General features: G+C 59.9%; 25 protein-coding genes. 15 read left to right on the plus strand and 10 right to left on the minus strand.

Annotated elements, in window-relative coordinates:
• Positions 1-44: 44 nt before the first annotated feature.
• The 3 genes from J4G38_RS05635 to J4G38_RS05645 are packed head-to-tail and all read left to right on the plus strand — an operon-like array spanning position 45 to position 1,698.
• Positions 45-335 carry a hypothetical protein gene (locus J4G38_RS05635; protein ID WP_210516147.1) on the plus strand — a complete coding sequence of 97 codons (291 nt, stop codon included), beginning with the start codon at positions 45-47 and terminating at the stop codon, positions 333-335.
• Positions 336-388: 53 nt separating this feature from the next.
• The gene (locus J4G38_RS05640; RefSeq protein WP_210516145.1) at positions 389-985 is read left to right on the plus strand and encodes a nitroreductase family protein; all 597 of its coding nucleotides are present in this window, start codon (positions 389-391) and stop codon (positions 983-985) included.
• Complete coding sequence (locus J4G38_RS05645) at positions 982-1,698, plus strand: pirin family protein (protein WP_210516142.1); 717 nt, start codon at positions 982-984, stop codon at positions 1,696-1,698. Before J4G38_RS05640 ends, J4G38_RS05645 begins: the two co-directional genes overlap by 4 nt.
• 146 nt (positions 1,699-1,844) lie before the next feature.
• Here the strand turns inward: J4G38_RS05645 and J4G38_RS05650 are convergent, their stop codons facing one another.
• A complete protein-coding gene (locus tag J4G38_RS05650; protein WP_210516140.1) occupies positions 1,845-2,345 on the minus strand; it encodes a hypothetical protein in 501 nt (166 codons plus the stop codon).
• Between the two features lie 32 nt (positions 2,346-2,377).
• On the minus strand, positions 2,378-3,754 hold the full coding sequence (locus J4G38_RS05655; RefSeq protein WP_210516137.1) for an AAA family ATPase: 1,377 nt from the start codon (positions 3,752-3,754) through the stop codon (positions 2,378-2,380).
• 367 nt (positions 3,755-4,121) lie between these two features.
• On the opposite strand from J4G38_RS05655, the gene J4G38_RS05660 reads away from it, so the two are divergent.
• On the plus strand, positions 4,122-4,832 hold the full coding sequence (locus J4G38_RS05660; protein ID WP_210516135.1) for a hypothetical protein: 711 nt from the start codon (positions 4,122-4,124) through the stop codon (positions 4,830-4,832).
• Between the two features lie 105 nt (positions 4,833-4,937).
• Here J4G38_RS05660 and J4G38_RS05665 read toward each other — a convergent pair whose 3' ends face one another.
• From J4G38_RS05665 to J4G38_RS05680, 4 genes are all read right to left on the minus strand, one after another.
• Positions 4,938-5,795, minus strand: a complete 858-nt coding sequence (locus tag J4G38_RS05665; RefSeq protein WP_210516133.1) for an SDR family NAD(P)-dependent oxidoreductase — start codon at positions 5,793-5,795, stop codon at positions 4,938-4,940.
• Between the two features lie 83 nt (positions 5,796-5,878).
• Positions 5,879-6,781 carry a helix-turn-helix domain-containing protein gene (locus J4G38_RS05670; RefSeq protein ID WP_210516131.1) on the minus strand — a complete coding sequence of 301 codons (903 nt, stop codon included), beginning with the start codon at positions 6,779-6,781 and terminating at the stop codon, positions 5,879-5,881.
• A 99-nt stretch (positions 6,782-6,880) separates the two neighbouring features.
• Entirely contained in the window at positions 6,881-7,372 is a 492-nt protein-coding gene (locus tag J4G38_RS05675; protein ID WP_210516129.1) for a hypothetical protein, read from the minus strand.
• Between the two features lie 28 nt (positions 7,373-7,400).
• Positions 7,401-8,414 carry a carboxypeptidase-like regulatory domain-containing protein gene (locus J4G38_RS05680; RefSeq protein ID WP_210516128.1) on the minus strand — a complete coding sequence of 338 codons (1,014 nt, stop codon included), beginning with the start codon at positions 8,412-8,414 and terminating at the stop codon, positions 7,401-7,403.
• A gap of 224 nt (positions 8,415-8,638) precedes the next feature.
• On the opposite strand from J4G38_RS05680, the gene J4G38_RS05685 reads away from it, so the two are divergent.
• The 6 genes from J4G38_RS05685 (at position 8,639) to J4G38_RS05710 (ending at position 16,011) form a co-directional block, all read left to right on the plus strand.
• Positions 8,639-9,331, plus strand: a complete 693-nt coding sequence (locus tag J4G38_RS05685; protein ID WP_210516126.1) for an SIR2 family NAD-dependent protein deacylase — start codon at positions 8,639-8,641, stop codon at positions 9,329-9,331.
• Positions 9,332-9,333: 2 nt separating this feature from the next.
• Positions 9,334-9,672, plus strand: a complete 339-nt coding sequence (locus J4G38_RS05690; protein ID WP_210516124.1) for a metal-dependent hydrolase — start codon at positions 9,334-9,336, stop codon at positions 9,670-9,672.
• Complete coding sequence (locus J4G38_RS05695; protein WP_210516122.1) at positions 9,669-9,902, plus strand: hypothetical protein; 234 nt, start codon at positions 9,669-9,671, stop codon at positions 9,900-9,902. The genes J4G38_RS05690 and J4G38_RS05695 overlap by 4 nt, the downstream gene beginning before the upstream one ends.
• Positions 9,903-10,244: 342 nt before the next feature.
• Entirely contained in the window at positions 10,245-13,979 is a 3,735-nt protein-coding gene (locus J4G38_RS05700; protein WP_210516120.1) for a BamA/TamA family outer membrane protein, read from the plus strand.
• A 152-nt stretch (positions 13,980-14,131) separates the two neighbouring features.
• Positions 14,132-14,926, plus strand: a complete 795-nt coding sequence (locus J4G38_RS05705) for a hypothetical protein (protein WP_226163180.1) — start codon at positions 14,132-14,134, stop codon at positions 14,924-14,926.
• A 95-nt stretch (positions 14,927-15,021) separates the two neighbouring features.
• On the plus strand, positions 15,022-16,011 hold the full coding sequence (locus J4G38_RS05710; protein ID WP_210516116.1) for a Ppx/GppA phosphatase family protein: 990 nt from the start codon (positions 15,022-15,024) through the stop codon (positions 16,009-16,011).
• A gap of 187 nt (positions 16,012-16,198) precedes the next feature.
• On the opposite strand, the gene ppk1 is transcribed toward J4G38_RS05710, so the two are convergent.
• Positions 16,199-18,559 (minus strand): polyphosphate kinase 1, encoded by a 2,361-nt coding sequence (gene ppk1, locus J4G38_RS05715; RefSeq protein ID WP_226163182.1) that lies wholly within the window; start codon positions 18,557-18,559, stop codon positions 16,199-16,201.
• Between the two features lie 194 nt (positions 18,560-18,753).
• On the opposite strand from ppk1, the gene J4G38_RS05720 reads away from it, so the two are divergent.
• The 5 genes from J4G38_RS05720 to J4G38_RS05740 all read left to right on the plus strand — a co-directional run bounded on the left by J4G38_RS05720 (position 18,754) and on the right by J4G38_RS05740 (position 21,703).
• Entirely contained in the window at positions 18,754-19,320 is a 567-nt protein-coding gene (locus J4G38_RS05720; RefSeq protein WP_210516114.1) for a hypothetical protein, read from the plus strand.
• Positions 19,321-19,324: 4 nt separating this feature from the next.
• Positions 19,325-19,657: a sigma factor gene (locus tag J4G38_RS05725; protein ID WP_210516113.1), complete on the plus strand. Its 333-nt coding sequence runs from the start codon at positions 19,325-19,327 to the stop codon at positions 19,655-19,657.
• A 51-nt stretch (positions 19,658-19,708) separates the two neighbouring features.
• A complete protein-coding gene (locus J4G38_RS29125; protein WP_210516111.1) occupies positions 19,709-19,906 on the plus strand; it encodes a DNA translocase FtsK in 198 nt (65 codons plus the stop codon).
• 121 nt (positions 19,907-20,027) lie between these two features.
• Complete coding sequence (locus J4G38_RS05735; protein ID WP_210516109.1) at positions 20,028-20,753, plus strand: hypothetical protein; 726 nt, start codon at positions 20,028-20,030, stop codon at positions 20,751-20,753.
• A gap of 47 nt (positions 20,754-20,800) precedes the next feature.
• Positions 20,801-21,703, plus strand: a complete 903-nt coding sequence (locus tag J4G38_RS05740; protein ID WP_210516107.1) for a helix-turn-helix transcriptional regulator — start codon at positions 20,801-20,803, stop codon at positions 21,701-21,703.
• Positions 21,704-21,708: 5 nt separating this feature from the next.
• Here J4G38_RS05740 and J4G38_RS05745 read toward each other — a convergent pair whose 3' ends face one another.
• From J4G38_RS05745 to J4G38_RS05755, 3 genes are all read right to left on the minus strand, one after another.
• Positions 21,709-22,089 carry a RidA family protein gene (locus J4G38_RS05745; protein WP_394371009.1) on the minus strand — a complete coding sequence of 127 codons (381 nt, stop codon included), beginning with the start codon at positions 22,087-22,089 and terminating at the stop codon, positions 21,709-21,711.
• Positions 22,090-22,156: 67 nt separating this feature from the next.
• Positions 22,157-24,151, minus strand: a complete 1,995-nt coding sequence (gene gyrB / locus J4G38_RS05750) for a DNA topoisomerase (ATP-hydrolyzing) subunit B (protein ID WP_210516105.1) — start codon at positions 24,149-24,151, stop codon at positions 22,157-22,159.
• A 238-nt stretch (positions 24,152-24,389) separates the two neighbouring features.
• Positions 24,390-25,874, minus strand: coding sequence for a T9SS type A sorting domain-containing protein (locus J4G38_RS05755; protein ID WP_210516103.1), 1,485 nt, complete (start codon positions 25,872-25,874; stop codon positions 24,390-24,392).
• Between the last annotated feature and the right edge of the window lie 318 nt (positions 25,875-26,192).

The following is a 26,192-nucleotide window of genomic DNA, read 5'->3' on the forward strand; positions in this document are numbered from 1 at the left end:
GCAACCGACAACGAGCACCTAACAACTCTTTACTTAAAATCAGGATGGCCACTCCTTCATTTCGCAGTTCTGCGGTGCGGCAAGTGCTGCGCCGAATCTACCCGCATCAGGCCATGTGGTACGCCCACGAGCACCTCAAGGGCCGGGGGCTGGGCCCCGTGCGCCTCGCCGATGCGGCCGGGCTGATGGAAACCTTCGCCTATTCGCTCATCCCGCTCGAAGCCCAAAGCGTCGTCCAATTTTTGCTGGGGCTGAACACCGAGCTCTGCAAAGCCGGGCCCGTCGAAAAGCCCCGCCCCGACGCATCCGCCGCCCGCGAACCGGCCGAAGCCTAACGGGGCTTCCGCAGCCGTCGTCCCCCCACCGCACCTCCATTCAGCATCACCTAATGAATTCCGCTCCCACCACCTACCCCGTCCACGACCTCATCCGCAGCCGCTGGAGCCCCCGCTCCTTCTCGGCCCAGCCCGTGGCGCCGGACACCCTGAACCAGGTTTTTGAAGCCGCCTCCTGGGCCTTCAGCGCCATGAACGCGCAGCCCTGGCAGTACATCTACGCCCACAAAGCCGACACGGAGGCCTTCCAGAAAATCCTCGATTGCCTGATGCCCGGCAACCAGCCCTGGGCCAAGAACGCCGCCGTGCTCGTCATCGCCCTGGCCAAAACCCAGCTCGACAACGGCCAGCCCAACGGTGCGGCCCTGCACGACCTGGGCGCGGCCAACGCCACCCTGTTTCTCGAAGCCACCGCCCTGGGCCTGCACGGCCACGTCATGGGCGGCTTCGACCGCGAAAAGACGCGCCGCGACTTCAACCTGCCGGAGGGCCTGACCCCGGTCGTCATCCTGGGCCTGGGCTACCTCGGGGCGGCCGACCAGCTGGAAGAGCCCTTCCTGAGCCGCGAAACGGCTTCGAGAACACGCAAGCCGGTATCCGAGTTTGCTTTCCAAAACGAACTGCCCACCACTGAACCTGCCGCTGTATGAAAACCCGCCTCACCCGCGCCGCCGAGCGCGGCCTCAAAGACATCGGTTGGCTGAAAAGCAACCTTTCGCTCAGCTTCGGCCCCTACCCCGACCCCGAGCGCAGCGGTTTCGGCTTGCTCCGCGTCTTCAACGACGACGTGGTGCAGGCCGGCGGCGGCTTCGGCATCCACGGCCACGCCAACATGGAAATAATCTCCGTGATGCTGGCCGGCAGCATGAACCACAAGGACACCCTCGGCTACACCGAAGTGGTGCACCAGGACTGGGTCCAAATCATGAGCGCCGGCTCGGGCCTGCGCCACGAGGAGCACAACGTGGGCGACACCGACGTGAATTTCCTGCAAATCTGGATTGAGCCCAAGCTCCAGAACGTGGGCCCGCGCTACCAGCGCCGCCAGTTCCCGGAAGCCAAGCGCCCCAACCAGCTCACCACCATCGTGAGCAACGAGGAAGGCCAGGCCCACTGCTGGATAAACCAGAACGCCAAGCTTTCCCTGGGCTACTACACCGAAGCCCAAACGGTGGACTACACCTTCAAGCCGCTCAATAAGCTGCTGTTTCTGTTCGTCATCAGCGGCTCCGTCACCGTGGCCGGCCAGGAAGTGGGCACCCGCGACAGCCTCGGCATCTGGGAAACGGACAGCGTCAGCATTGAAGCAGCGGCCGATACCCGGTTTCTGCTCATCGAGTGCCCGATTACCCACTTAAGCTGAACGGCAGTAGCGCGGACTTTGTAGTCCGCGTCCCCGCGCCTACCGCATCGTGCTGCCACGCGAACCACAACCGAAGGTCAGCGCAGCTAAGATTCGCACTACTGAAAACGCGCCGCCGCTCCTGTTACGGGAGCGGCGGCGCGTTTTTACGTACTTGCCGGAACACAGCGCGCCTTCCCAACCTCGGCCCCGTCTTCAATCCACGCAAGGCAGGCAGCAGTATCATCCGTGGGGTTTACCCAAGCCACCGGCTGGGGCACTTTCAGCACCTTTTTGTGCTCGCTGAAAAGGCGGAAAACGTTTGTCTCCATCGACAGCACGATTCTATCCGTGGCCAGCGCATTTTCCAGCAAATGCAGGTCCTTCAGTATTTCTTGTCGAACCTCTTCGGTACACGCTATTTTTTTGGCGCGGGCCGCTAATCCACTATCCGGCTCCGGTGCCAGAATGTGCCAGAGTTTTCTCGCCTTCATCCGGACCAGCCACCGCTTGGAATAACCCGACTGATGCTTTTGCCACTCCATAAATTGCGTGGCCGATAGCACAACGTAGTGCTGGCCTTCAAACATCGTTTCCATTACCCGCCGGCAGGCATCCGAAACCGGATGCAGGCTTTCACTAGCCGAAAACGCCACGTTGGTATCCACCACTAATCGGCGCGAAGTTGCAGGCAGCCGCATTATTTCACTGCGTTGCCAAAGTGCCGCACTCCCACCGCCGTCAGGTACGCATCCTGCGCTTTCAGCTCTACGTCGCCAAAATCTTCCGGCCATTTCCCATACGCCCCATCTTCATCCGGCTGCACATAAGTTACCTGCGTGGCGCCTTTCGCATCCCGCGCAAACCAGTGCAGCGCCACGTCGGTGTTCTTAATGCGCTCCTGCGCAATCAGCGTCTGCACTGTCAGCAATAGTAGGCTGCTGTGCGTTTCCACAATCACGCGCACGCCCCGGTTGGCGGCTTCGGCCAGCAGCTCCGCCATTGCCACCTGCGCCCGGGGGTGCAGGTGCAGCTCCGGCTGCTCCACGTACACAATCTGCCCCTCCTGCGCCGCGATGAGGGCCACCAGTATCGGCAGCACCTGCGACACGCCGATGCCCACGTCGGCAATGTTCACCATGTCGGCTTTGCGGGGTTTGCCTTTCGCGCCGGCGGGCAGGCGGCTCACGCTTAGCTCGACTTCGTTAGCGTTTTTCACCTTGGCCGTGACCGAATCGGTGAGGCCGAGGCGACGGAGGTAGTCGTTGAGTTTCTCTAGTTTTTCAGTGTCTTCCTGCTGCTGCCATTGGCTGACAGTGCCAGCAGCGTAGAGGTCGAAAGTGCCTTTGATTTGGTGATTATAAAAAGTGGCTCGGTATGTACGTTTTGGCCTGTCCCGAAGGCCGGGAACGTGCATCAATTGAACTAAAATACTTTCCAAATAAGCTGACTCTCTGACTGATATTTGGCCGCCTTCTTGGCTATTCATGTAAAAGGCCAGAAACCCGTTATCAACCTCTAGACTTAAGACAGCATGGTTGTCTTTAAGAAAGCTAGTCATCATTCGTTTTGCTTTCTTCGGCAATAGCTCTTGCAACTCGTGTTGATTTAGAGTTGGTGAAAGCAAGACTCTTTTCCCAAATTCATCAGTGGTCTGCTGGCCGGCTAAATAAAAGTTATTGCCTCGCTTTTCGTACCGAAGTTCTATTGCTTTTATAATTGGACTATCTTCAAAATCATTAGCACCTACTATTTCAATAATATAACCCGCTTCGGAATTTCCGATTTTACTCACCAACTCCCCCGCCGTTTCTGCCTGCACATGCGCCCCATCCAGCACCAGCGCACCGGCCGGCTGATACGGCGCTTCCATCGTCTGCTTAATTAACAGCAGCGGCTGCATGATGCTGGATTTCCCCGAGCTATTCGTGCCCGCCAGCAGCGTGAGCGGCCGCACATGCAGCGTGGCATCCACCAACGACTTGTACCCCTGCACCCGAATTTCTTCGATGAGCATATAGGGCGGGCGGTTGGCCGGCGCGGGGGCTGCCGGCGCGGAAACTTGTTTTTTAGCCATGGCGGCAAAGTACGGCCTCACTTTGCAGATTTACCGCCAAAGGGCACACCCGGCTTTCTGATAAACTCAACAATTCTCACTAACTAGCGTCCCGCTTAGCCTCACCCCCGCCACGCTTCCCCTCACTCCGGCCCCAACCTCCCTCACTCCGGCCCCAACCTCCCTCACTCCGGCCCCAACCTCCCTCACTCCCGCCCCAACCTCCCTCACTCCCGCCACGGGTTTCCTCACTCCCGCCGCAGGTTTCCTAGGCCAAGTCTCACGTAGAAAAACACAACTCCCGCCTTTCCACACCCCGGCCGCACCTTTCCTCACCCCGGCCCCTGCTGCGCTCTCCCATTTTTTCATCGTTGCTTACCCCACACGCATGTTAACCGCCAAGCAGGACAACCGCCTCAGTGCCGCCGAAACCCTTTCGGCCGCCCTCAAGCAAGACCCCACCCCCTACGCCAAGGACAAGGCCCTGACCACCGTCGCCGGGCGCCTCGACCAAATCATCGCCGACATGCAGCCCCTGCGCCAGCAAGTGCAGGGTGCCGTCCAGACCGGGGCCCCCACCGGCGGCAAGTCCGATAAGGAAACCGCGCGCGCAACCCTGGCCGTGGTCACCGCCGAAATCGCCGGCGACGTCTTTGCCTACGCCTCCGACCCCGACAAGAAGCAGCCCGCCCTGCAAGTCCTCGCCGACTACAGCGAAGCCACCCTGCTCCAGCTGCGCGGCTCCCGCCTCTCCGACGTGGCCAGCGCCCTGCTCGCCGAGTTGCCCCAGCACCAGGCCGTGCTCGAAGACGAATACGGCATCGATAAAACACGCACCCTGGAGCTGCAAGACGCCATCAAGGCCTACGGCGACCTGAAAACGGCCCCGCGCCAAACCCAAATCGACGGCAAAGCCGCCCGCACCAGCCTTCGCACCGAATTTGCCGAGCTCGGGGCCTTGCTCGCAGACCGTTTCCAGCGCCTCATGCGCAAATACAAGCGCAGCAACCCCGATTTCTACAACCGCCTCAAGGCCGCCCGTGCCGTGGTCGACCGGGCCGGTTCCGCTACCAGCGGCGCCACGCCGCCCAAGGTCTAGCCCCTTCAACCCCCAATACGAAAATGGCCCGCAGCAGCAGCTATGGGCCATTTTTTGTTGATTGAAAGCACGTCATGACGTTCATTCCCATTCCGCTACCACCACCTACGCCACCGCAAAATCCGTGGCCGTGGCCTGCACTTTCCACTGCTCCATATCCTGCTGCACGGCGGCAATTTTCTGGCCGGCTACCTGGTAGGCGTCGGGGCCGAGGAAGAGGGAAAGGGGCGGCTGCTCCACCGCGCTGATTTCGATGAGCAGGGCCACGGCTTTGGCCGGGTCGCCGGGCTGCTGGCCGTTGATTTCCTGCTCGTGGGCGGCCTGGGTGTCGCGCACTTCCTGGTACGCGTCAATGGGCTGTTGCGGCGTGCTCACCGAGCCGGCCGAGAGAAACTCCGTCCGGAAATAGCCGGGGTACACCACCGTGGCCCTGATGCCGAAGCGGGCCACCTCCGCGGCGTAGGATTCCGTGAGGCCCGCCACGGCAAACTTGGTGGCGCAGTACACCCCAAAGCCGGAGAAGTTGCCCGAAAAGCCCCCGATGGACGAGATGTTGAACACCCGCCCCGCCTGCTGGGCCCGCAGCTGCGGCGTGGCCTGCCGCAGCACGTTCAGCAGCCCAAACACGTTGATGTCGAAATTCTGCCGCGTCTCGTCATCCGTCAGCTCTTCGAGGCTGCCAATCAGGCCGTAGCCCGCATTATTCACCACCACATCAATCCGCCCGAAGGCCGCGACGGTGGCCTGAATGGCCCGCCCCACGCTGGCTTCATTGGCCAGGTCAACTTGCAGGGGCAGGAAGGTTTCGGGGGTGCCGGTGCCCACGGCGCGGCGCAGGTCGTCGGCATTGCGCGAGGTGGCGGCCACGGCGTAGCCTTGTTCCAGAAGCTGCTGCACCAGCAGCAGGCCCAGGCCTTTGGAGGCACCGGTTACAAACCAGGTTTTCTTACTTGAGGTCGTCATAAAAAGGTGCTTTTTGTACCGCACAAAAGTAGAGGCGCCCCCCGCCGGCTCACTTACCGCAATCAAACCAATGCTTACAAAAATCAAACAGCCCGCGCCGCCGAGGGCGTGTGGCCGGTGTGCTTCTTGAAAAAGTTGTTGAAATGCGCCGCTTCCTCAAAGCCCAGGCTGTAGCCGATGAGGCCCACCGGCCAGTCGGTGTGCTTGAGCAGCGCCTGGGCCTCCTGCACCAGGCGCTCGGCCAGGAGCTGGGTGGTGGTTTTGCCGGTCACCTCCTTCAGGGCGCGGTTGAGGTGGTTGGTGTGCACGGCCAGCTGGCTGGCGAAGGCCTGCGCCGTGCGCAGCTTCACTTGCTGCCCCTGCACCTCGATGGGAAACTGCCGGGCCAGCAGCTCGGTAAAGAGCGAGGCAATGCGGGTGGCGGCGTTGCTTTCGCGGTAGAGCGTGGTGGCCGGCTGCAGCTTCTGGGCCCCGTGAATCAGCTCCAGCACGTAGGCCCGCAGCAGGTCGTACTTGTAGGCGTAGTCCGATTCCAGCTCGTCGAACATCTTCTGAAACAGCTGCCGGGCGGCGGCCTGCTGCGCTTCGTTCAGAATGTAAATAGGCTGCCCGTCGGGCAGAAATACCGGAAAGTCGGCCAGCTTGATGCTGGTGTGCTGCTGCAGGAAATGCTCGGTAAAAATGCAGAAAAACCCGCTCTGCTTCTCATCGAAAGGCTCCCAATGGTACGGCACCTGCGGGTTGGCAAACAGCAGGGCGTTGCCATCCACGGCCACGCTTTTGTCGGCGTAGTGGTAGGTGCTTTGCCCGGCCACGAAGGTAATTTTATAAAAGTCCTTCCGGCTGAAAGGCAGGCACTGCGCGGCGGGCCCCACGAAGTCATCGAGCCGAAAGACGTTGAAATGGCCGATATCCTGGCGCAGGTTTTCGGGCATCCAGTTAACTTTAACGCGGTAAAAGTCTTCGAGTGAATGAGTAGCAGGCATGGTCAAAGTTACGTAATTCAAACGGCCACCCCATCACCGAGGGCCTGAAAACCGGCCTTGTGAGCACCCAGCTGGCCGGGCTGCTACCTGCCGCCCCGGCTATTCTGCGGTTGGTGCCAGGCCGGCTTTGGTGGCCGGGGCGGGTTCGGGTTCGTGCGGCGCGGCCACGAAGAAGGCGCCGAGTGCCAGGTTCAGCAGGCTCTGGACGCCGGTGAGCGGCAGGCTGGCCTGCTTCAGGGTCTCCAGCACCGGCCGGCTGCCTTCGGCCTGGTTGTTAAGGGCCATAAGCAGGGTACCGAGCAGCGCCAGCCCGTAGAAAACCGACAGCACAAAGCACAACCGGAAATAAAACTGGCTGCTCATCGCCGGGGCCGCGTCGGTTTCAGCCGAGCGCAGGGTGCCCAGCATCAGGAGCAGCGTGGGAAACAGGAACGGGCTGTACCACTGCCACACGGCGGTTGAATCCTGGTAGAAGCGGCCGGCGCCGTGCAGGGTATTGAACCCCAGCAGAGCTGTGGGCAGCGCGGCCATCACAAACCACAGCACCGACAGGCGGCGCTGCGCCTGTATTTTGGTAATGAAAGACGACATCGGGCAAGGGAGTGAGGCTGGCAAAAAGCTACGGCACGATGCCCGCTTTTGCCAGATGGGTAAGACCGGAAAAGAGGCTCGGGTCGACCAGATGCGCCGGTTTGCCGTCCTCTTCTTGCAAGAATTCATACACCAGCACGGTTACCACGCAGTCGGCGGTGAACCGGCGCCGGCCGATGGTGGCCGGCAGCTCCGAAAGGCCCTTTTTCAACCAGTCAGTCGCTACTTTCTTCGGCATTCGCTCGTCCGCGGTCACAAACGGCGTTGGGGTAACCGTGAATACGATGACGCGGTAGTGCCCTTTATTGGCGAATAAGGCATTTTTCAGCCACTCCAACAGGTTTCGGGCGTGCGGCATGGCCTCGCTCCAGCGCTCGGGCTCGGGCCGGGGCGTGGCCTGGTCGTCGGTCTGCTCCAGCTGCGTCACCAACGCAAAGCCTTCCGGAATGGAGTAGTAGGCCCGGTAGCTGTAGCCGGCCCGCTGCAGGGAGGCGCTCAGGCGGGCGTCCACATCGCGCAGGCGCTTGGCCCCCACCAAAAACGGGGCCGGCAAAGGGCAGCGGGTGGAGGGCTGGGGCGGTGGCCACGCCAGGTTGGGCACCACCGACGAGATATGGGTGCTATAGCCGATAGTCACCACCTGGGTCAGGTCAGTGGAGTCTTCAGCCAGCGTCAATTTTCCCATCGGTACTTCCAGGGTCTGGCCTTTGACCAGCATGGGCCGGTTTTCCATGACCACGAGCCTGAGCGGTTGATATCCGACAAAAAACAAATTCAGGCTAACGGGCCCGGGAGGCAGTTTCTGCACCAGCGAGTCGGCTACCAACAGCTTAAAACCGCCCTGCGCATCGGTTGATGCCCCACCCGCAGTACCCGCCAATGAAACCGTCGCGCCCGGTATCGCGCTGTCCTTTTTGTCCACCACCTGGCCCGTAATCAGCAGCCGGCCGGGCGCCGTGGGCTGCCCCGGCGCCGGCCGGGCCAGCCCGAAGAGCACCACCCACACTACCCAGAACGAGCCCCGGAAACAGCACGGCTTCATGTATCAGCTAGAAAAGCGCACAATGCATTATTGCAAGTATTATAATATTCAATTTATATAAAAATTAGCGAATCCGGTTGTTCTTTTTGATTTCTTCACTTGCCGTTCGCGAAGTTTTTCCAGCCCACCACCGAAGCCACGCCGGGGGATTCAACCGCCTTTTTCGTTCAGGAAGCCGTTGCCAGGCGTTGGCCGCTACCTTTGCCGTTCACCTTTTCGCTACCATGAAACACCTCGTTGTCCTGACCGGGGCCGGCGTTTCCGCCGAGTCCGGCATCCGCACCTTCCGCGACACCAACGGCCTGTGGGAAAACCACCGCGTGGAAGACGTGGCCTCGCCCGAAGGCTTTGCCCGCAACCCGGCGTTGGTGCTCGATTTCTACAACCAGCGCCGTGCCCAGGCCCGCACCGTGCAGCCCAACGCCGCCCACCTGGCCCTGGCCGGCTTCGAGGAAGCGCCCGGCTGGCGCGTCAGCGTCATCACCCAGAATGTGGACGACCTGCACGAGCGCGCCGGCTCCACCGACGTGCTGCACCTGCACGGCATGCTGAACCAGATGCGCTCCGTGGGCAACGACACCCTCGTTTACGACTGCCCGGGCGACATCACCCTGGGCGACCTCGCCCCCGACGGCCAGCAGCTGCGCCCGCACATCGTGTGGTTTGGCGAGCTGGTGCCCGCCATCGAAGAAGCCGCCGAAACCGTGGCCACCGCCGATGCCCTGCTCGTGGTGGGCACCTCGCTGCAGGTGTACCCCGCCGCTGGGCTGCTGCACTACGCGCCCGCCATGTGCCCGGTCTTCGTCATCGACCCACACCAGCCCGAAGCCGGCCGGCGCGGCGTGCGCTACGTGGCCGAGGCCGCCAGCACCGGCGTGCCCCGGATATTGCGGGAGCTGGCCGGCAAGCCTTCCTGAGCATGGCTTCCGCATTCGGCCACGCCGCCCTGGGCGCGACCCTGGGCAAGCTTCTCCTCCCCGACCGTCGGCACTGGCCCTACTGGCTAGCGGCTGGCTGCTGCGCCGCCCTGCCCGACCTCGACGCCATCGGCTACCGGCTGGGGGTGCCCTACGATGGGTTGTGGGGCCACCGCGGGCTCACGCACTCGCTGCTGGCCGCGGCGGTAGTTGCGGCGTTGGGCACGGGCATTGGCCAGCTGGTTCGCCCCGAGCGCCGCCCGGCAGCCGCCCGGCAGCCGGGCGGCTGGCCGGGCTGCTATTCCTGGCCACGGCCTCGCACGGCCTGCTCGATGCCATGACCACCGGCGGCCTGGGCGTGGCCTTTTTCAGCCCCTGGGACCTGAAGCGCTACTTTTTCAGCCTGCGGCCGATTAAGGTTTCGCCCATCAGTATCCGGGCTTTTTTCAGCGGTCGCGGGCTTCGGGTACTGGCCAGTGAAGGCTTGTGGGTGGGCCTGCCGTGCCTGCTGGCCCTATGGCTCCAGGCGCTGGTGCAGCGCATGGAGCCGAAACCGCAATGGCCTGCCTAGAGCGGTTTCGGAAGCAGGATGCGAGCGCGGCAGAGTCGCAACGGGTTGCGTTTCTACCGCGCTTGGCTGCTGTACACGAACGTAAAAAGGTGTACAGGCAACAAGGGCCACCGCCCGACTCACGGGAAAATAACCGGGCAGCGGAAGGCTGAAGCGCAGCCGCTGGCGGCGGCGGGACAGTGCCAGCGCCTATCCCGGCAATCAATATATTAGGGACAATGGTATTTAGATACACATTCCCGAAATTGAACAGAAAAAAAACAGAAATGGCCCTTTGCTCTAGGCTGAAAATAACCGCATGCCGGTCGTCTAACGTAGAAGAAAGCCTTAACCCTTCTCTCTATGCCCCTTCGTTACGTTCGCGCCTTGCTCATCGGGCTAGGTATTACCGCTGCCGCTACTGCCTCTGCCCAAGCTCCTGCTCACACCGTTTTCCTGCTTGGCAACACCGCCCAGGCCGATTTGCCAACTGCCCGCCTGCAACAGCTGCGCCATGCGTTGGAACAGCAAACGGGGCCTTTCACTGTGGTTCACCTGGGTGATATTGTGGGTAATACCGGCCTGGTAGCCAAAGGCGATACCGCGCTGGCGCAGACCGAACGCAGCCGCGCCGATGCCCTTATTGCCCTGGTAAAAGGCCTGCCGCAGGGTAAAATCTACTTCCTGCCGGGCGATAAGGACTGGGCCAACTCCGGCCCCGACGGCCTCAAAGCCGTGCGCCGCCTCGAGAAATACATCGAGAAGCAGCTGCCCGGCCAGAACGCTTTCATCCCCACCAACGGCTGCCCCGGCCCCGAAGTGGTGGATGTGGCCCCGCTGGTGCGCGTGGTGGCCATCAATACGCCGTGGTTCACGCACCCCTTCGACCGGCCCGAAGCCCCCGACACCGACTGCAAAACCCTGACCAAAGAGGAATTCCGCGAGCAATTGCAGGACCTGATTGACGACACCAAGAACAAGAACGTGCTGCTGTTGGGCCACCATCCCGTGGTAACCAACGGCGTGTACGGCGGCCACGAACCGCTTTCGCGCCACCTTAGCCCGCCCGTGTTCGGCACCATCTACGCCGCTTACCGGCAGAACGTGGGCACCCCGCGCGACCTGGCTAACCCGCGCTACCAGGACCTGAAAAAGGAGCTGCTGAACACGCTGCAAAGCAACCCCGGCGTGGTGTATGGCGCCGCGCACGACTATAGCCTCCAGCTCACGCCTTTCCAGGGCAACTATCACATCGTCAGCGGTAGCTTTGCCGAAAGCCAGCACGTTGGCGCCCGGGGCGAGTCGCTCTACAGCAAAAGCGAAGAAGGCTACACCACCCTCGAATACTTCGCCGACGGCATCGTTAAAACCCATATCTACACCTTTGGCAGCGGCGACCAGCCGGCCAAAGACGCGTACACCGCCACCCTGTTCCGCTCGGCCTGTGGAAGCACGGCTGACCAAAATGCCCCGGTCAATCCGTTCATTGCCTGCCCTACCGCCAGCACCGTAGCCGAAAGCAAGCCCGACGCACCCTTCCAGGCCACTACCACCGTGGTGGCCGGCCCCGAATACAAGCCCACCGGCAGCAAAACCTTCTTTATCGGCGACATTTACCGGTCTTCCTGGCTGCAGCCGGTGGCCGTGCCCACGCTGGATTTGGCCACCGAGAAAGGTGGCCTGCGCCCCTACGGCAAAGGCGGCGGGCGCCAAACCACCTCCCTCAAGCTCATTGCGGCCGACAGCTCGGAATACGTTTTTCGCTCGGTAGACAAGGACGTGACCAAAATCCTGCCGCCGGAGCTGCGCAATTCCATTGCCTCCGATGTGCTGCGCGACATCACGGCCACGGCCAACCCGTACTCCAACCTGCCCATCGGCTACCTGCTGGACCAGACGGACATTCTGCACGCCCGGCCCCGCCTGTTCCGTCTGCCCGACAACCAGCAGCTCGGCCCCTACCGCGAACAGTACGCCGGCCTGCTCGGCACCCTCGAAGACAGCCCCAAAGACCCCAAACCCAACCTGCCCGGCTTCGGCGGCTCCGATGAGGTGACGCGCAGCTTCGGCCTGTTTCGCAAGCTCTACAAGGACCACGACAACCACGTGTACGAGCCCGCCCTGGCCCGCGCCCGCGCCTTCGACATGCTGGTGGCCGACTTCGGCAAGCACGAGGACAACTGGAAGTGGGCCGGCTACAAGCAGGCCAACGGCGGCGTGCTCTACCGCCCCATTCCGCGCGACCGCGACCAGAGCTTCACCCTCTGGAATGGCTTCCTCACCTACCTTGCCAACCGCGAGTGGGCCGTGCCCAGCATCGAAGGCTTTAACACCAAATTCCAGGACATGAAAAGCCTGAACTGGCCCGCCCGCCACCTGGATAGGTTCCTGCTGCAGGGCCTCACCCGCGAGCAGTGGCAGGAAGCGGCCAAGTACCTCCAGGCCAAAATCACCCCCACCGTTATCGATGAGGCCACGGCGAAGTTGCCTACTGAAATTCAGGACAAATCCGGCAAGGACATCAACCGCAAGTTGAAGGCGCGGATTCACGAATTGCCCAAGGCCATTGATGAATATTACCTACTCCTCGCCCGCCGCGTGGACGTGGTGGGGTCCAACAAAGGCGAGGTGTTCCAGGTGAATAGACTGCCCGATGGCCAGGTCCGCGTGCAGCTATTTGACCGGGCCGGGGACACCGAAAATGCCAAGGGCGCGGCCCTATTTGACCGCACCTTTAAACCCCACGAAACCGAGGAAGTGTGCCTCTACGGCCTCGGCGGGAAAGACGTATTTACCGTGACCGGCGACGGCGGGAAGCACAGCATTCTGGTGCGCGTCATTGGCGGCGATGGCAAGGACCGCATCACCGACGACTCCCGGGCCGCGGGCCTGCGCACCCTCACCAAAGTCTACGACGTGGCCGATAACGAGCTGAAGCTCGGGCCGGAATCCGACAACCACACCAGCACCCGTCCCGGCGTGAACGAGTACGACCGGGAGCAGTTCGAGTTCAACTCTTACCGCCCCAGCCTCTCGCTTTTTTATAACGCCAACGACGGTTTTGGCGCGGGCGCGGGCATCACGTTCCTGCGGCAGGGCTTCCGCAAGCCCGGCTACAAAAACATGTACAGCTTCGACGTACAGGGCAGCGTGAATGGCCTGTTCCAGCTCACGGCCAGTACCCGGCACCGCTATGCCATTGGCAAAATCGACGTGGGCGCTTCGGCCAGCTACGGCAGCTATTTTCCCTTTTACCGCTTCTTCGGACTGGGCAACAACACGGGCTTCAGCCAGGATTTGTACGACAACAAATTCTACAACGCCCGCTACAAAGGCTACACCCTCAATGCCTTTCTGGAGCGCACCTTCTTCCAGCGCAGCGTCATCCGCGTTGGCCCCACTTTTGAAGATTACACCAGCAGCTTCGCCAACAATACCTACCTCGGCACCATCGATAGCCGCCCCACCGACCAGCGTCCCAACACCAGCCCCCAGCGTCTGCTGGGCCTGAACGGCGTGTTCGACCTCGACCTGCGCAATCGCCAAAGCTTCGCCCAGCGCGGCGTCCGCATTCGGGTGCAGCACGACTCCTACACCCAGTTGAGCGACAATCTCGACAGCGCCCGCACCAAAAAATCCACCTTCGGCCTCACCCAGGCCTTTGCCGAATATTACGGCACCGCCAAAATCGGCATCCCCATCACCCTGGTTCTAAAGGGCGGCGGTGCCAAAAACTACGGACCCGACGCCGCCATTCCCTTCTTCAAATTTGCTAGCATTGGCCAGAACGAGGGCCTGCGCGGCTACTACCGCAACCGGTTCAGCGGCGACGCCAGCCTGTATTACAACACCGAGCTGCGCCTCGCTCTTGGCCAAATCAAGAACAACTTCCTGCCCTTCTACTACGGCGTGTTCGGTTTCTACGACCAGGGTCGGGTGTATTACCAGGACGCCTCGCCCGGCGGCTGGCACTCCGGCTACGGCGGCGGTTTCTACATTGCGCCGGTGGTGGAGTCGCTGGCCTTCTCCGTCTCCTACCAAAAATCAGCGGAAAGCAGCCTGATTCAGTTCGGCTTAGGCTTCCGGCTTGATAAGTAGGCCAGCCGCAGCCACTGGTTGTGCCTTCCGCACACGGCGAATGCGTTGAACCTTTTGCCGGCGCTGCAGTCTTACCAAGGAAGTTGCGGCGGCCAAAATGGCCGGGCCGCGCCAGGATTGTGGGACATATGAGTTTACGACCTGCTATCCTTTTGCTGCGGGCGCTTTCAAACGCAATTGCGGGGATACTACTGCTGCAATTCCTTGCCATCGGCACCGGCCAGGCCCAGCAATTGCCCGCTTCCCAGCCTGCCGCCGTCGACCTGGTGGACGAGGCGCGCAACATCTTCCCCCGGTTGGCCGCGCACGACTCGCTGGCCTTGCAGCACGGCCGCAAGTCCCTGCTGCTGATACCCGTGGTGGGCTACACCCAGCAAACCAGCGGCGTGGCCGAAATCGCGGTAAATATGGCGTTCGAACGGCCTTCGGCCAACATGTCGACGCTCGTTGCCGCTGGCGCCTACACCCTCAATCAGCAGCTTATTCTCACGGCCACTTCCTCGGTGTGGGCAAAAGACAACCGCTGGAATTTTGTGGGCGACTGGCGCCTGATGCACTACCCGCAAAGCACTTTTGGCCTGGGCATGTACACCTCCACCACCGAGCGGGTGGTGTCGATGAACTACGAACACTTCCGGTTCTACCAAAGCGCGAACCTCAGCCGGGGCTTTATCCAGGGCCGTTTTCGGGGCAAAAACCTGATTTACGGCGAAACGGAATACCGCTTCGGCCTCACGCGCAACCGCCTGCTAGGAGCTGTCGTCTTTGCCAACGCCGAGAGCGTGACCGAGCAGGAAAGCGGGCGGTTCGAGAAAGTGGTGCCGGCGGCGGGCGCCGGCCTGCGGGTCTCCGTCAACAAAGTATCCCACACCAATTTATCCATCGACTACGGCTTTGGCACCGACGGCTCGCGCGGCCTGGCGTTGAACCTGGGCGAGGTGTTTTAGGATTTCCGGCCCCGTCGTATCCTGCGCTCGTCGCAAAAAGGCCCTGTTTTTTAAGTCGGTGCCTATCTTTGAGTTTTCCGCCTAACCCCGCCTGAATGCACTTCCCTCTCCGTAAGCTCGCCGCCATTGATATAGGGTCCAACGCCGTGCGGTGCCAGATATCGGCGGTGCTCTACTACGAGGGGCGCTACCGCCTCAAGCGCGTGGAGTACGTGCGCTTCCCCATGCGGCTGGGCGAAGACGTGTTTGCCACCGGCCGGATTTCGCCGGGCAAGGAAGAGCAGTTCGTCAAGTTCATGCACTCCCTCAAGCTCTTGATGGAAGTGCACGACGTGGCCCATTACCTCGTGTGCGCCACCTCAGCCATGCGCTCGGCCGCCAACGGCCCCGACATCGTGGCCCGCGTGCGCGAGCAGCTGGGCATGGAAATCAAAGTCATCGACGGGCAGGACGAGGCTTTCTACATCAACCGCGTCATCGAGCATATTCTCGAAGACAAGCGCCACTACCTGCACATCGACGTGGGCGGCGGCAGCACCGAGTTCAATATCTACCACGACCGCCGCAAAGTAGCGGCCCAATCCTTCGAAATCGGTTCCATCCGGCGCATGCAGCAGGAAGAAAGCGGCGCCGCCAACACCGAAGCCCAGGCCGAGCTCTGGACCCGCATGGAAGCCTGGGTGCGCCACAACGCCCGCGAGTACCACGTCACGCGCGCCATCGGCACGGGCGGCAACATCAACAAGCTCTACAGCCTCACCTCGGCGGCCCCCAACAAAGCCGTCACCCGCCGCAGCCTCGAAACCACCCTTGCCCGCCTGGCCGGCCTGAGCATGAACGAGCGCGTGAACGTGGCCATGCTCAATCCCGACCGTGCTGATGTCATTGTGCCCGCCGGCCACATCTACCTGTCCGCCATGCAGTGGGCCAACGTCAACAACATGGTCGTGCCCGATATTGGCCTGAAAGACGGCATGCTGCAAGCCCTGTTTGAAGAGTTTTTCGACGATATTAACCCCGGTGTCGGCCATCCCGCCCACCTGCCCGTGCCCGACATGCAAAACCAGCCTGCTGAACTGGAATAGCAACCCGCCTCGCGTAAGGCGAAGGTATCCTGCTGCCCACAACGGCTTGCTCTAAGTTGCGATAAGCCCTGAAAGGTAAAAGCCCCGACTCTGTCTAGAGTCGGGGCTTTTTGCTGCATATCTGCTCGTCGCTTCAGGCGGAATAATGAGCCGGATAGTCGCAATAATGGGCAACCTCTGGCCCCGGTTACGCGCGAATTGCTCCCGCCCCGACTGCCTCCTCATCGACGTGGCCCACGGGCGTGGCATCGTCCTCGCACGCCTCGTCGTGTTCGCCATCGCCCTCCCCAAAAGCGTCATCGGCCGCCGCATCGGCTGCTTCAACAGCGGCAAGGGTAGCGGCTTCATCACTGGCCACGAGGGCGGCAGCTACATCAACCCGGCGCTGGGCCTGCACCCCGAGCAAGGCCAGCAAGCCTTCCGGCGTGGCCGTGGCCAGCTGCGCTTCGTCGCGTCGGAAGAAGTCTTTGTGCACGTTCACCACCGGCTCGCCGGGCGCGGGCTGCTGCCGAATGTAGGCGCCATCCTCGCGCATCACGTAGCTATTCTGGTTGTCCATCATATTCATCATCAGGATATTGATAGCCTCGCGTTTAAGCTGTGGATTAACAATTAAAAACAGGGCCTCGATGCGCCGGTCAAACGAACGCACCATGATATCAGCCGAGCCGGCGTATACCCGCGCCTCACCACCGTTGTGGAAATAGAACAGCCGCGTGTGCTCCAGGTATTCGCCCACGATGCTGCGCACCTCGATGTTTTCGCTCAGTCCTGGCCGGCCCGGCCGCAGGCAGCAGATGCCCCGCACGATAAACCGAATGGGCACGCCCGCCTTGGCCGCCTTGTAGAATTCATCGATAATTTCCTTGTCTTCCAGTGAATTCATCTTCATCACGATGCCGCTGGACTGGCCTTTTTTGGCGTGCTTCACCTCTTCCCGAATCAGGTGGATGAGTTGCTGGCGCATGTCCTTCGGTGCCGTAATGAGGTACTCATAATCATCGGGCTGCGAGTGCCCGGTGATGACATTGAAGAATTCCGACACGTCGTGTCCGTAGGTGTCGTTCGTGGTCAGCAGGCTCACGTCGGTGTAGAGGCGGGCGGTTTGCTCATTATAGTTGCCCGAGCCGATGTGCACGTAGCGCGTCACCTTCTCCCCTTCCTTGCGGATAATCATGAGCAGTTTGGTGTGCGTCTTGTACTTGCTCACCCCATAAATCACGAAGCAGCCGGCTTTTTCCAGCCGGGCCCCTTCGCGGATATTCTTCTCTTCATCAAACCGGGCCTTCACCTCAAACAGCACCGATACGTGCTTGCCATTCTCGGCCGCTTTCAGCAGCGCGGCGCTCACGCGGGAGTCGTCGGCCAGGCGGTAGATGGTCTGCTTGATGCCCAGTACGTGCGGGTCCACCGCCGCCTGCTCCAGCAGGCGCACCATGGGCTCGATGCTGTTGTACGGGTGGTGCAGCAGCACATCGTGGTGCTTGAGGTACTCGAACAGGTTGTCTTCCGCGCCCTCAGGCAAGCTGAGCGGCGCCACCGATGCGGGCATTCTGGCCGTTTTGCCCCGAAAATTAGGATGGCGCACAATCTGCCACAGCCCTTTCAGGTCAATCAGCGAGTTGATAACGAACACGTTGCCGTTGTCAATATTCCACCGCTCGCGTAGCACCTGCATCATCGCCGGCGAAGCGTTGGACTCTACCTCCACGCGCACCACGCGGCCGCGCTTGCGGGTTTTGAGGCCCACCTGAATTTCCTTAATAAAGTCGTTGTCGATGTCATCCGACTCTTCCAAAGTAAAATCCCCGTTCCGGGTAATGCGGAACAGGTCCGCCGACACGATTTCGACGTTGCGAAACAGGCGCGGCAGAAATTCGCGCACCACTTCCTCAATGGGCACGAAGATGACCTTATCCTTGCGGGTCAACTCAAAAAAGCGGGTCAGGTTCTGCGGAATCTGCACGAAGGTGAGCCGCTCCTGCCCTTTTTCGGCTTCGCCATCCAGCCCCAGGGCCAGGCCGTTGCCGATGCGCGTCATCACCCCGAAGATGAGCATCTGGTTCATCATCAGCGGGAAGCCGTGGTACGAGTCGTACACCATCGGCGTGAGCAGCGGAAACACGGTGTTCTTAAAGTAGCCGTCCACCTTCTTCACTTCCAGTTCCGTGAGGTCGGCCATCTTAAGGATGTTGAAGCCGTTCTTCTCAAAGTTGGGCTTCAACTCGTTCAGATACGTCAGGCTTTGGTCGTTCACAAACCGGTGCGCGAAATCCAACAGCTTGCGCCGAAACGGCAATTCCCGCAGGCCCGAATAGTCAATCCGCTCCTTACCGTAATCGAGGTAATTGTACAGCGACCCCACCCGAATCATAAAAAATTCGTCGAGGTTAGAGCTGGTGATGGCCAGGAACTTGAGCTTATCAAACAGAGCCCGGCTGGGGTCCTGCACCTGGTCGAGCACCCGGTAGTTGAACCGCAACCAGCTCAGGTCGCGGCTAATGTATTTGCTTTTGCGGATAAGGTCGGCGGACTTGAACAATTTCATAATCACGGATTTTTCGGATTTATAACGGATTGCACGGATTTTGTAGACGATTCGGCCGTTTAGGCACAAAATAACAACTTCGCGAGCATCTATCAGGAGTCGGAGCAAAAAGAAAAAAGCCGCACTGCGCCGAAAACGACACGATTTGGCGGCTTGGCCCTGCACCTTTGGGTCGGTATCCACTCCTCCGCGCTATGTCCACCGCCCACCCCACTCCTGCCGCCCTCGCCGAAACGCTGCTTTGCGATTGGGAAGCCCTTGCCCAGCCCACGTCCACGCTCGCCTATCAAACGGCCCGCCTCCGCCTGCTGGTTCAACTCACCGAATTCAGCGCCCTCCTCCTGCGCCCGGACGACGTCAACATCGACCCCGACGATGCCCGCGCTCCCCTGCGTCACGCCACCGCTTTCCGCCTGGGCCGCGCAGAGGCCACCGGCCCCCACCGCGCCGCCCGCCTCTGCCCTCTGCTCGCGGCCAACCTACTCTGCTTTCCCCCCATCGCCCCGCCACCCGGCCTGCAACCAATCGCCGCGCTACTCAGCCTGCAAAGCGGCCTCTACCATGAATTGGAAATGGACGAGCTGACCGAAATCGTGGGGGCCGTGCAGCAAACCATCCTCACGCAAGAAGTGGAAATGATTTTCGGCCACGGCATTTCGCCCGAAGCAGAAGAAGCTGAACTACTGGTGTGGCTGTTGGTGGGGTATGCAGCCGCTGAGGAAACTGCTGTTCCCACCTCATCTACCACCCGCAACATCTGACGGAATGCGCCAACTCAACATCACCAAAACCCCTACCCCCGCCCAACAAGCCGAAGCCGCCGAGGCGCTGCGGTGGCTTGAGCAACAGCCGCTGCCGGTTGGCTGCCCGACGGAGCTATACACAGAATATCTCGCGCCTAATTTTCGCTTTATTATTTCGCTAGCCTCGCAGTACCAGAACCAAGGGCTGAGTTTAGCAGAGTTGGTAACGGCTGGTCACGCGGCGGCAATTGCATGCATCGTACGCCACGGCGAACGGACGGAAAAACTTACAGATTGGTTGGCTTGGTGGGTGCGGCAAGGGATGTTGGAAGCAGTGCAAAAAAAACCAACCTAAGCTTTGTCTATCTTTCGCCACTCATTTCATAGATTCGGATATTTTTCAAATATGGACACATCTGCCAATTTTGTCAATTCACACACCTCTGCTTTTGCGGCGGCGGCTTCTCTCTGCGTACGCCTTCAGCAGGCAAGTTCTAGCCTATTGCAGCGGAAGCTGAAGCTTGGCTACAACCACAGTAAACACTTTCTAATCCACTGCACAAGCCGGTGTCATCGCTCCAAAGCAAGACGACGACTAGGGTAAATACCCGGTGTTGATTCCTACCGAATCGGCACTGGCCCAGCTACCGCCGCTCACGGAGTAACATCAGTTAAGTATTCTCGCATAATTTGCGCAGCATTTAACCTTTTTATTACATAAATACATGAACACCATAAACGAAAAGCTTCACGCACTCTACGCATCTAAATGGCAAAATTTAGTTTCGGGCATGAAGTCAATTTTACAAGATGATAATCGGGAGGCAACTCCAGCTTCTCCTTTATTAATCAAAATTGATGATGAAAATGCATATGAGCAAGCTGACATTAAGCTCATGATTTTTGGTCAGGAAACCAACCGTTGGTACGAAAGCTTCCATGGCGACATGGATGCAATAATTGGGTATTATGATGAATTTTTTAATGAAGGACAATACTTGTCTTATCATGGACACTTTTGGAATGGTGTCTTGCGATTTTTTGAGCTTTTAAAATCCAAATACCCTGGTAAATCAATTTACCTAGTCTGGAACAACATTGCTAAGATTGGTAAAGACGAAGGAATAGGATTTCCACCAGACGATATTCATGAGGTTGAACGAGAGCATTTCTCCGTAATTCAAGAGGAAATAGCTATTTTGAAACCAACCTTAGCGCTATTTTTGACCGGCCCGCGTTACGATTCAGTGATTGAGGAAATCTTTGGGCAGACAAGTTTTAACCAAGTCAATGACAATTTCTCGTCGCGGCAATTAGCCAGTTTGTCTTTACCAAATATTGTGATTGCTTTACGCACTTACCATCCCGGTTATTTATGGCGTAACGATATCAATCACTATTTCACCGCAATTCTCGACCAAATTGACCTTCAACTACCTAATACTTATTAACTCAATGACGTTTTTATTTGCTCAATGCAGATAGAACAGCTTTCCCCATGCCCACCCACCCCGCCCACGTCCGCCAACGCGAGGTCCTCTGCTACCTCCAGCGGGCGGGGCAGCCGGTGCCTTTCGCCGCCATCCAGCGCTTCATTCTGGAGCTAAGTCCGGCCGGTGACCTCCACGAGGGCTACTCCGAGCGCACCTTTCAGCGCGACCTGCCGCTGATTGCCGAAACCTTCGGCTTCACCATCAAGGCGAAGCGCAACCAAGGCTACTACCTGGCCGAACAGGAGCTGCTGCTGCCCGACCAGCAGCGGCTCCTCGAATCGGTTGAGCTGCACGCGTTTTTCCAGTTACCGAAGGCCCTCGGGCCATTTGTGCAAACGGAGCCGCGCCGGCCGTTGGGCCTGGAGCACCTGCGGCCCCTGATGCGGGCCGCCCAAGCTGGCGAAGTAGTCGAGTTTGAGTACCTGAAACACTGGCACGCGCACCCGCAACGCCGCACCGTCGGGCCGCTGCTGCTGCGCGAGTTTCGGGGCCGCTGGTACGTGCTGGCCGAGATGGAAGGCAGCAACCGGCTGGCCTGCTTCGGCCTCGACCGCATTCAGGACCTCACGCCCACCGGCCGGTATTTCACCCCCTCGGCCGATTTCAATCCTGCTACTTACTTCGCCCATGCTTTCGGCATCATCCGCCCCATCGATGGGCAACTGCCCGAGCAAATCCGGCTCCGCTTCACCCTGGTACAGGGCCGCTACGCGCTGAGTTACCCTTTGCACGCCTCGCAGGAAGTGCTGCTGACCACCGACCAGGAAATCCACCTGCGCCTCACCGTGTACGACACCCACGACCTGCGCATGGAACTGCTTAGCTACGGCCCAGAAGTGGAGGTACTGGCCCCGCCCGCCCTGCGCGACTGGCTGCGGAAGCAGCACTATGCCGCGGCACAAGCCTAAATACGCTACTCCGCGATAATGGCCGTGGCCTCGATTTCCACCAACAACCTGGCATCAATCAAGGCCTTAATTTCTACCATGGAGGTGGCTGGCCGGATTTCACCAAACACTTCGCCATGCGCCCGGCCCACCGCTTCCCATTGCGAAATGTCGGTCACGAACATGCGCGTCCGCACCACGTCGGCAAACGAAGCTCCGGCGGCGTTCAGCGCCTCACCAATTTTCTCCAGCACCCGCTGCGTTTGGGTATAAACATCGGTGCCGGTCACCACGTCCCCGTCCTGGGCCGTGGTACCGGCCACTTCCACCACGTTGCCCACGCGCACGGCGCGGGAGTAGCCCACAATGGGCTCCCAAGGGGCACCCGAGGAAATAAGCTGTCGCATCAGTTCAGGTAAAAAGCAGGAAAAGAAAAGGCCCGCTTTGCAGCGGGCCTTTTCAGTAGAGCTATAATTATACGTCCAGTTTGGCGTATTTGGCATTTCGCTCGATGAAATCCCGTCGCGGGGCTACTTCGTCGCCCATCAGCATGGAGAACAGGTGGTCGGCCTCCGAGGCCGATTCTACCGTTACCTGCTTCAGGGTGCGGGTCATGGGCTGCATGGTAGTGGTCCAGAGCTGTTCGGCGTTCATCTCGCCAAGGCCCTTGTAGCGCTGCACGTTCACGGTTTCGGGCTTGCCCCGGCCGAGGTCTTCCTGGGCCTGCTGGCGCTCCTCTTCGGTCCAGCAGTAGCGCTCTTCTTTGCCGCGCTTCACGAGGTAGAGCGGCGGCAGGGCAATGTAAATGATGCCCCGGTCCACCAGCTCGCGCATGTAGCGGAAGAAGAACGTCAGAATCAGCGTCCGGATGTGCGAGCCGTCGATGTCGGCGTCGGTCATGATGATGACCTTGTGGTAGCGCAGCTTGGTGAAGTTCAGCGGGCCCGATTCGGTGCCGTCGTCCTCGGTGGTGAAGGCCAACGACTTGCGCTCGTTGAAACTCACGCCCAGCGCGGTAATCATGTTCTTGATTTCCTCGTTCTCCAGAATGCGGTGCTCCTGCGCTTTCTCCACGTTCAGGATTTTACCGCGCAATGGCAAAATGGCCTGAAACGCCCGGTTGCGCCCCTGCTTGGCCGTGCCACCAGCCGAGTCTCCTTCGACGAGGTACAGCTCGCAGATTTCGGGGTCCGACTCCGAGCAGTCGGCCAGCTTGCCCGGCAGGCTGTTCGACGAGAGCACGCCCTTGCGCTGCACCATGTCTTTGGCCTTGCGGGCGGCGATGCGGGCCTTGGCGGCCAGAATCACCTTTTCCATGATGCGGTTGGCCTGGTTGGGATTCTCGTCCAGATATTGGGTCAGGATTTCGCCCACCACCGAGTTCACCGCGCCGCTCACCTCGGAGTTACCGAGCTTGGTTTTGGTCTGGCCTTCGAACTGGGGCTCCTGCACTTTCACCGAGATAACGGCCGTGAGGCCCTCGCGGAAGTCATCACCGGTAATCTCCACTTTGGCTTTTTCGAACAGCTTGTTCTTGTCGCCGTAGGTTTTGAGCACCCGCGTCACCGCCGAGCGGAAGCCCGCAACGTGCGTGCCGCCCTCAATGGTATTGATGTTGTTGACGTAGGAATAGACGTTTTCCTGGTACGAGGTATTGTACTGCAGGGCCACTTCTACCGGCGTGCCACCCTTCTCGCTCTCCACGTAAATGGGCTCGGAAAGCAGCGAAGGCCGCATGTCGCCGTCGAGGTACTGTACGAAATCGCGCAGGCCGCCGGTCGAGAAGAATTCTTCGCCCCGATACTGGCCATCGGCCAGCTTCTCGCGCAGGTCAACGAGGGTGATGCGAATGCCTTTGTTGAGGTAGGACAGGTCGCGCAGGCGCGAAGCCACCGTGTCATAGCGGTACTCGGTTTCCGTGAAAATGGTGGCGTCGGGCAGGAACTGCACTTCCGTGCCGTGCTCGTCGGTATCGCCCACTTCCTTAACGTCGTATTGCGGGAAGCCGATTTTGTATTCCTGTTCGTACTTGTGGCCGTTGCGGCGCACGGTCACCTTCAGGTCGGTGCTGAGCGCGTTCACGCAGCTCACGCCCACGCCGTGCAGGCCGCCGGATACTTTGTAGGAGCCTTTATCGAACTTGCCACCGGCGTGCAGCACCGTCATCACCACTTCCAGGGCCGATTTGCCCTCCTTGGCGTGCCAGTCCACCGGAATGCCGCGGCCGTTGTCGCGGACGGTGACGGAGTTGTTTTCGTTGATGGTAACGTTAATCAGGTCGCAGTGCCCGGCGAGGGCTTCGTCGATGGAGTTATCGACTACTTCCCACACCAAGTGGTGCAGGCCTTTCATTCCGGTGTCGCCGATGTACATGCTGGGCCGTTTGCGCACGGCCTCCAATCCTTCGAGTACTTGAATGCTGTCGGCGGAATAGTCTGACTGGGGGATTTTCTCTTTCGTTTCGCTCATGTGGGCGGGGTTAAATCAGGTCATAAAACAGCCCATCGGGCCGCTAGGTACTGAACACTCAAAAGTACATATTTAATCCCATTTTAAGGAATTTTCGCGGCTTTTACCCTCGAATTTTTTCATTTCCCACCCACTGGTGCCAGTTGAAAAACCCAGCTGCGAAGTCGCAGAAAATCAGCCACAAAAAAAAGCCTTTCCCCGAGGGGAAAGGCCTTTTTACTACCCACGTAAAACGTAGTTAGTCAATCACAATTTTCTGGGTGGCAATGCCCGCGTCCGAACGAACCTGCAGGGTATAAATGCCCGTTTTCTCAGCGCTGAGGTCCAGGTTGATGGTTTGGGAACCGATGGCCGTGGCGCTCAGCGTTTGGGCGGCTACCTGACGGCCCAGGGCGTCAACTACGGTAAGTTTGGAACCGGCTTTCACCGTCGAGCCCAGGTCGACTTTGAATACGCCCGAGGCGCTGGGGTTGGGATAAACGTTCAGCGCGCTTTGGAGAGCGGCGTCGCGGGTGGACGTAATAGTGCGCGAGAACTTGAATACTCCGCCCACGCCGTTGGCATCGGTCAGCAAGCCGCCATAGCCCACGGTGCTGTTGGCGGTGGCACCCTGAATCAGGTCGAGGGCGAAGAAATAGCCGGGGTTGGTCGCAACAGTGTTCGAGTAAGTGGTCATGTTCGTCCAAGTAACCCCATCGGAGCTGTAGGAAGAGCCGTAATCGGTGGCCAACGCAGTGGGAGTGGTCAGCGGATAGCGGGCACCAACACTATAGTACAGGCCATTGACTGCGTCGATACCGTACCGGAAGAAGTTGCCGGTAGGCGAGCTAGCCGGGGTAATTGCCGTCCAGGTAGCGCCGCCATCGGCGGTACGGGCTACATTCAGCGCCGTGATGGCACCGGCCACAACCGTGTAGCCGTAAGCAATGCCGTCGAGGTTGTTGCTCTTGAATGCCAGCTGGCTCACTGCGCCCACAATGTTCGGAATCAGCGCGGAGGCCGTCCAGGTCACCCCGAAGTCAGTGGTTTTGAGCACCCGAACCTGAGCGGCACCGTTTGCCGAGGCCAAGCCGGTCCACATGGTGCCCGGAGCCGACTTCGAACCGAAGAATGACCCGGCATTGCCGTATTCCTGGGCATTGAGCGGGGCCGGAACGCCCGAAGTGAGGCGGGTCCAGTTTTCGCCGCCGTCGGTGGTGCGCAGCATTTCGAAAGCCCCGCCGGTGGGGTCGCCCAGGGATACGCCGGTGGTGGCGTTGAACATGTACACCCAGTTGCAGAAGCCGCTAACAAATTTCCCGACGGTCTTATTAGTCCAGGAGTTGCCACCGTCGATGGTTTTCACGATTTCACCGCCGTAGGTGGTAGCACCGCTGTAAGTAGCGCCCGGGTACGCTGCGGCTACGGCAATTAAGTTCGAGGTGCCGGCAATGTTGCCCACCGTCGCGTTGCCGGTCACCGTGATGCCGCCGAAATTGAATTGGTCGCCCGCCGCATTGTTGGTCACCATGTACGTGCCGGGAATGGTGGCCGTGGTGCTGCCGGTGGGGGGGGTTTCCGTGGTAAGAATCCACGCCGAGTTGGCCGTCATGGTGTTGATGTCGGTCACGCTGTAAGCGCCAAAGACGTTGGTCGTAGGAGAGTTAACCAGGGTCCAGGGGGTTTGCGCGTGGGCGTTGCAGGCCAAACCTAGCAGACCCAAGAAGAGTAATGATTTTTTCATGGCAACAAAGAGTTAACGCTGAAATTGGGGTGGAGGAAAAAATTAAAAAAGGGGAGTTGGGGCAGTAGGAAAGATAGAGGGCGATACAACATTGGAATCAAAAATCCGCTTTTGCGAGCCCAAGGTAAGAACTCCTGCCGTTTTTTCACAAATTCAACGCCGCTTTACTGTCTGGCACTTCGGACAGTGCAGACAGTAGAAAGCTTAACCAGACGGGGCTTCCGGCATAGTTTGGAGTGCCAGTCGCCTTGCCTCCGGGCGCTTAGCAAGGCTGAGTGAGCTTGCTTTGGAAATGAGGTAGCCATTTAGTACGATAGG

Source organism: Hymenobacter terricola (genome assembly GCF_017921975.2).
GTDB classification, from domain to species: domain Bacteria; phylum Bacteroidota; class Bacteroidia; order Cytophagales; family Hymenobacteraceae; genus Hymenobacter; species Hymenobacter terricola.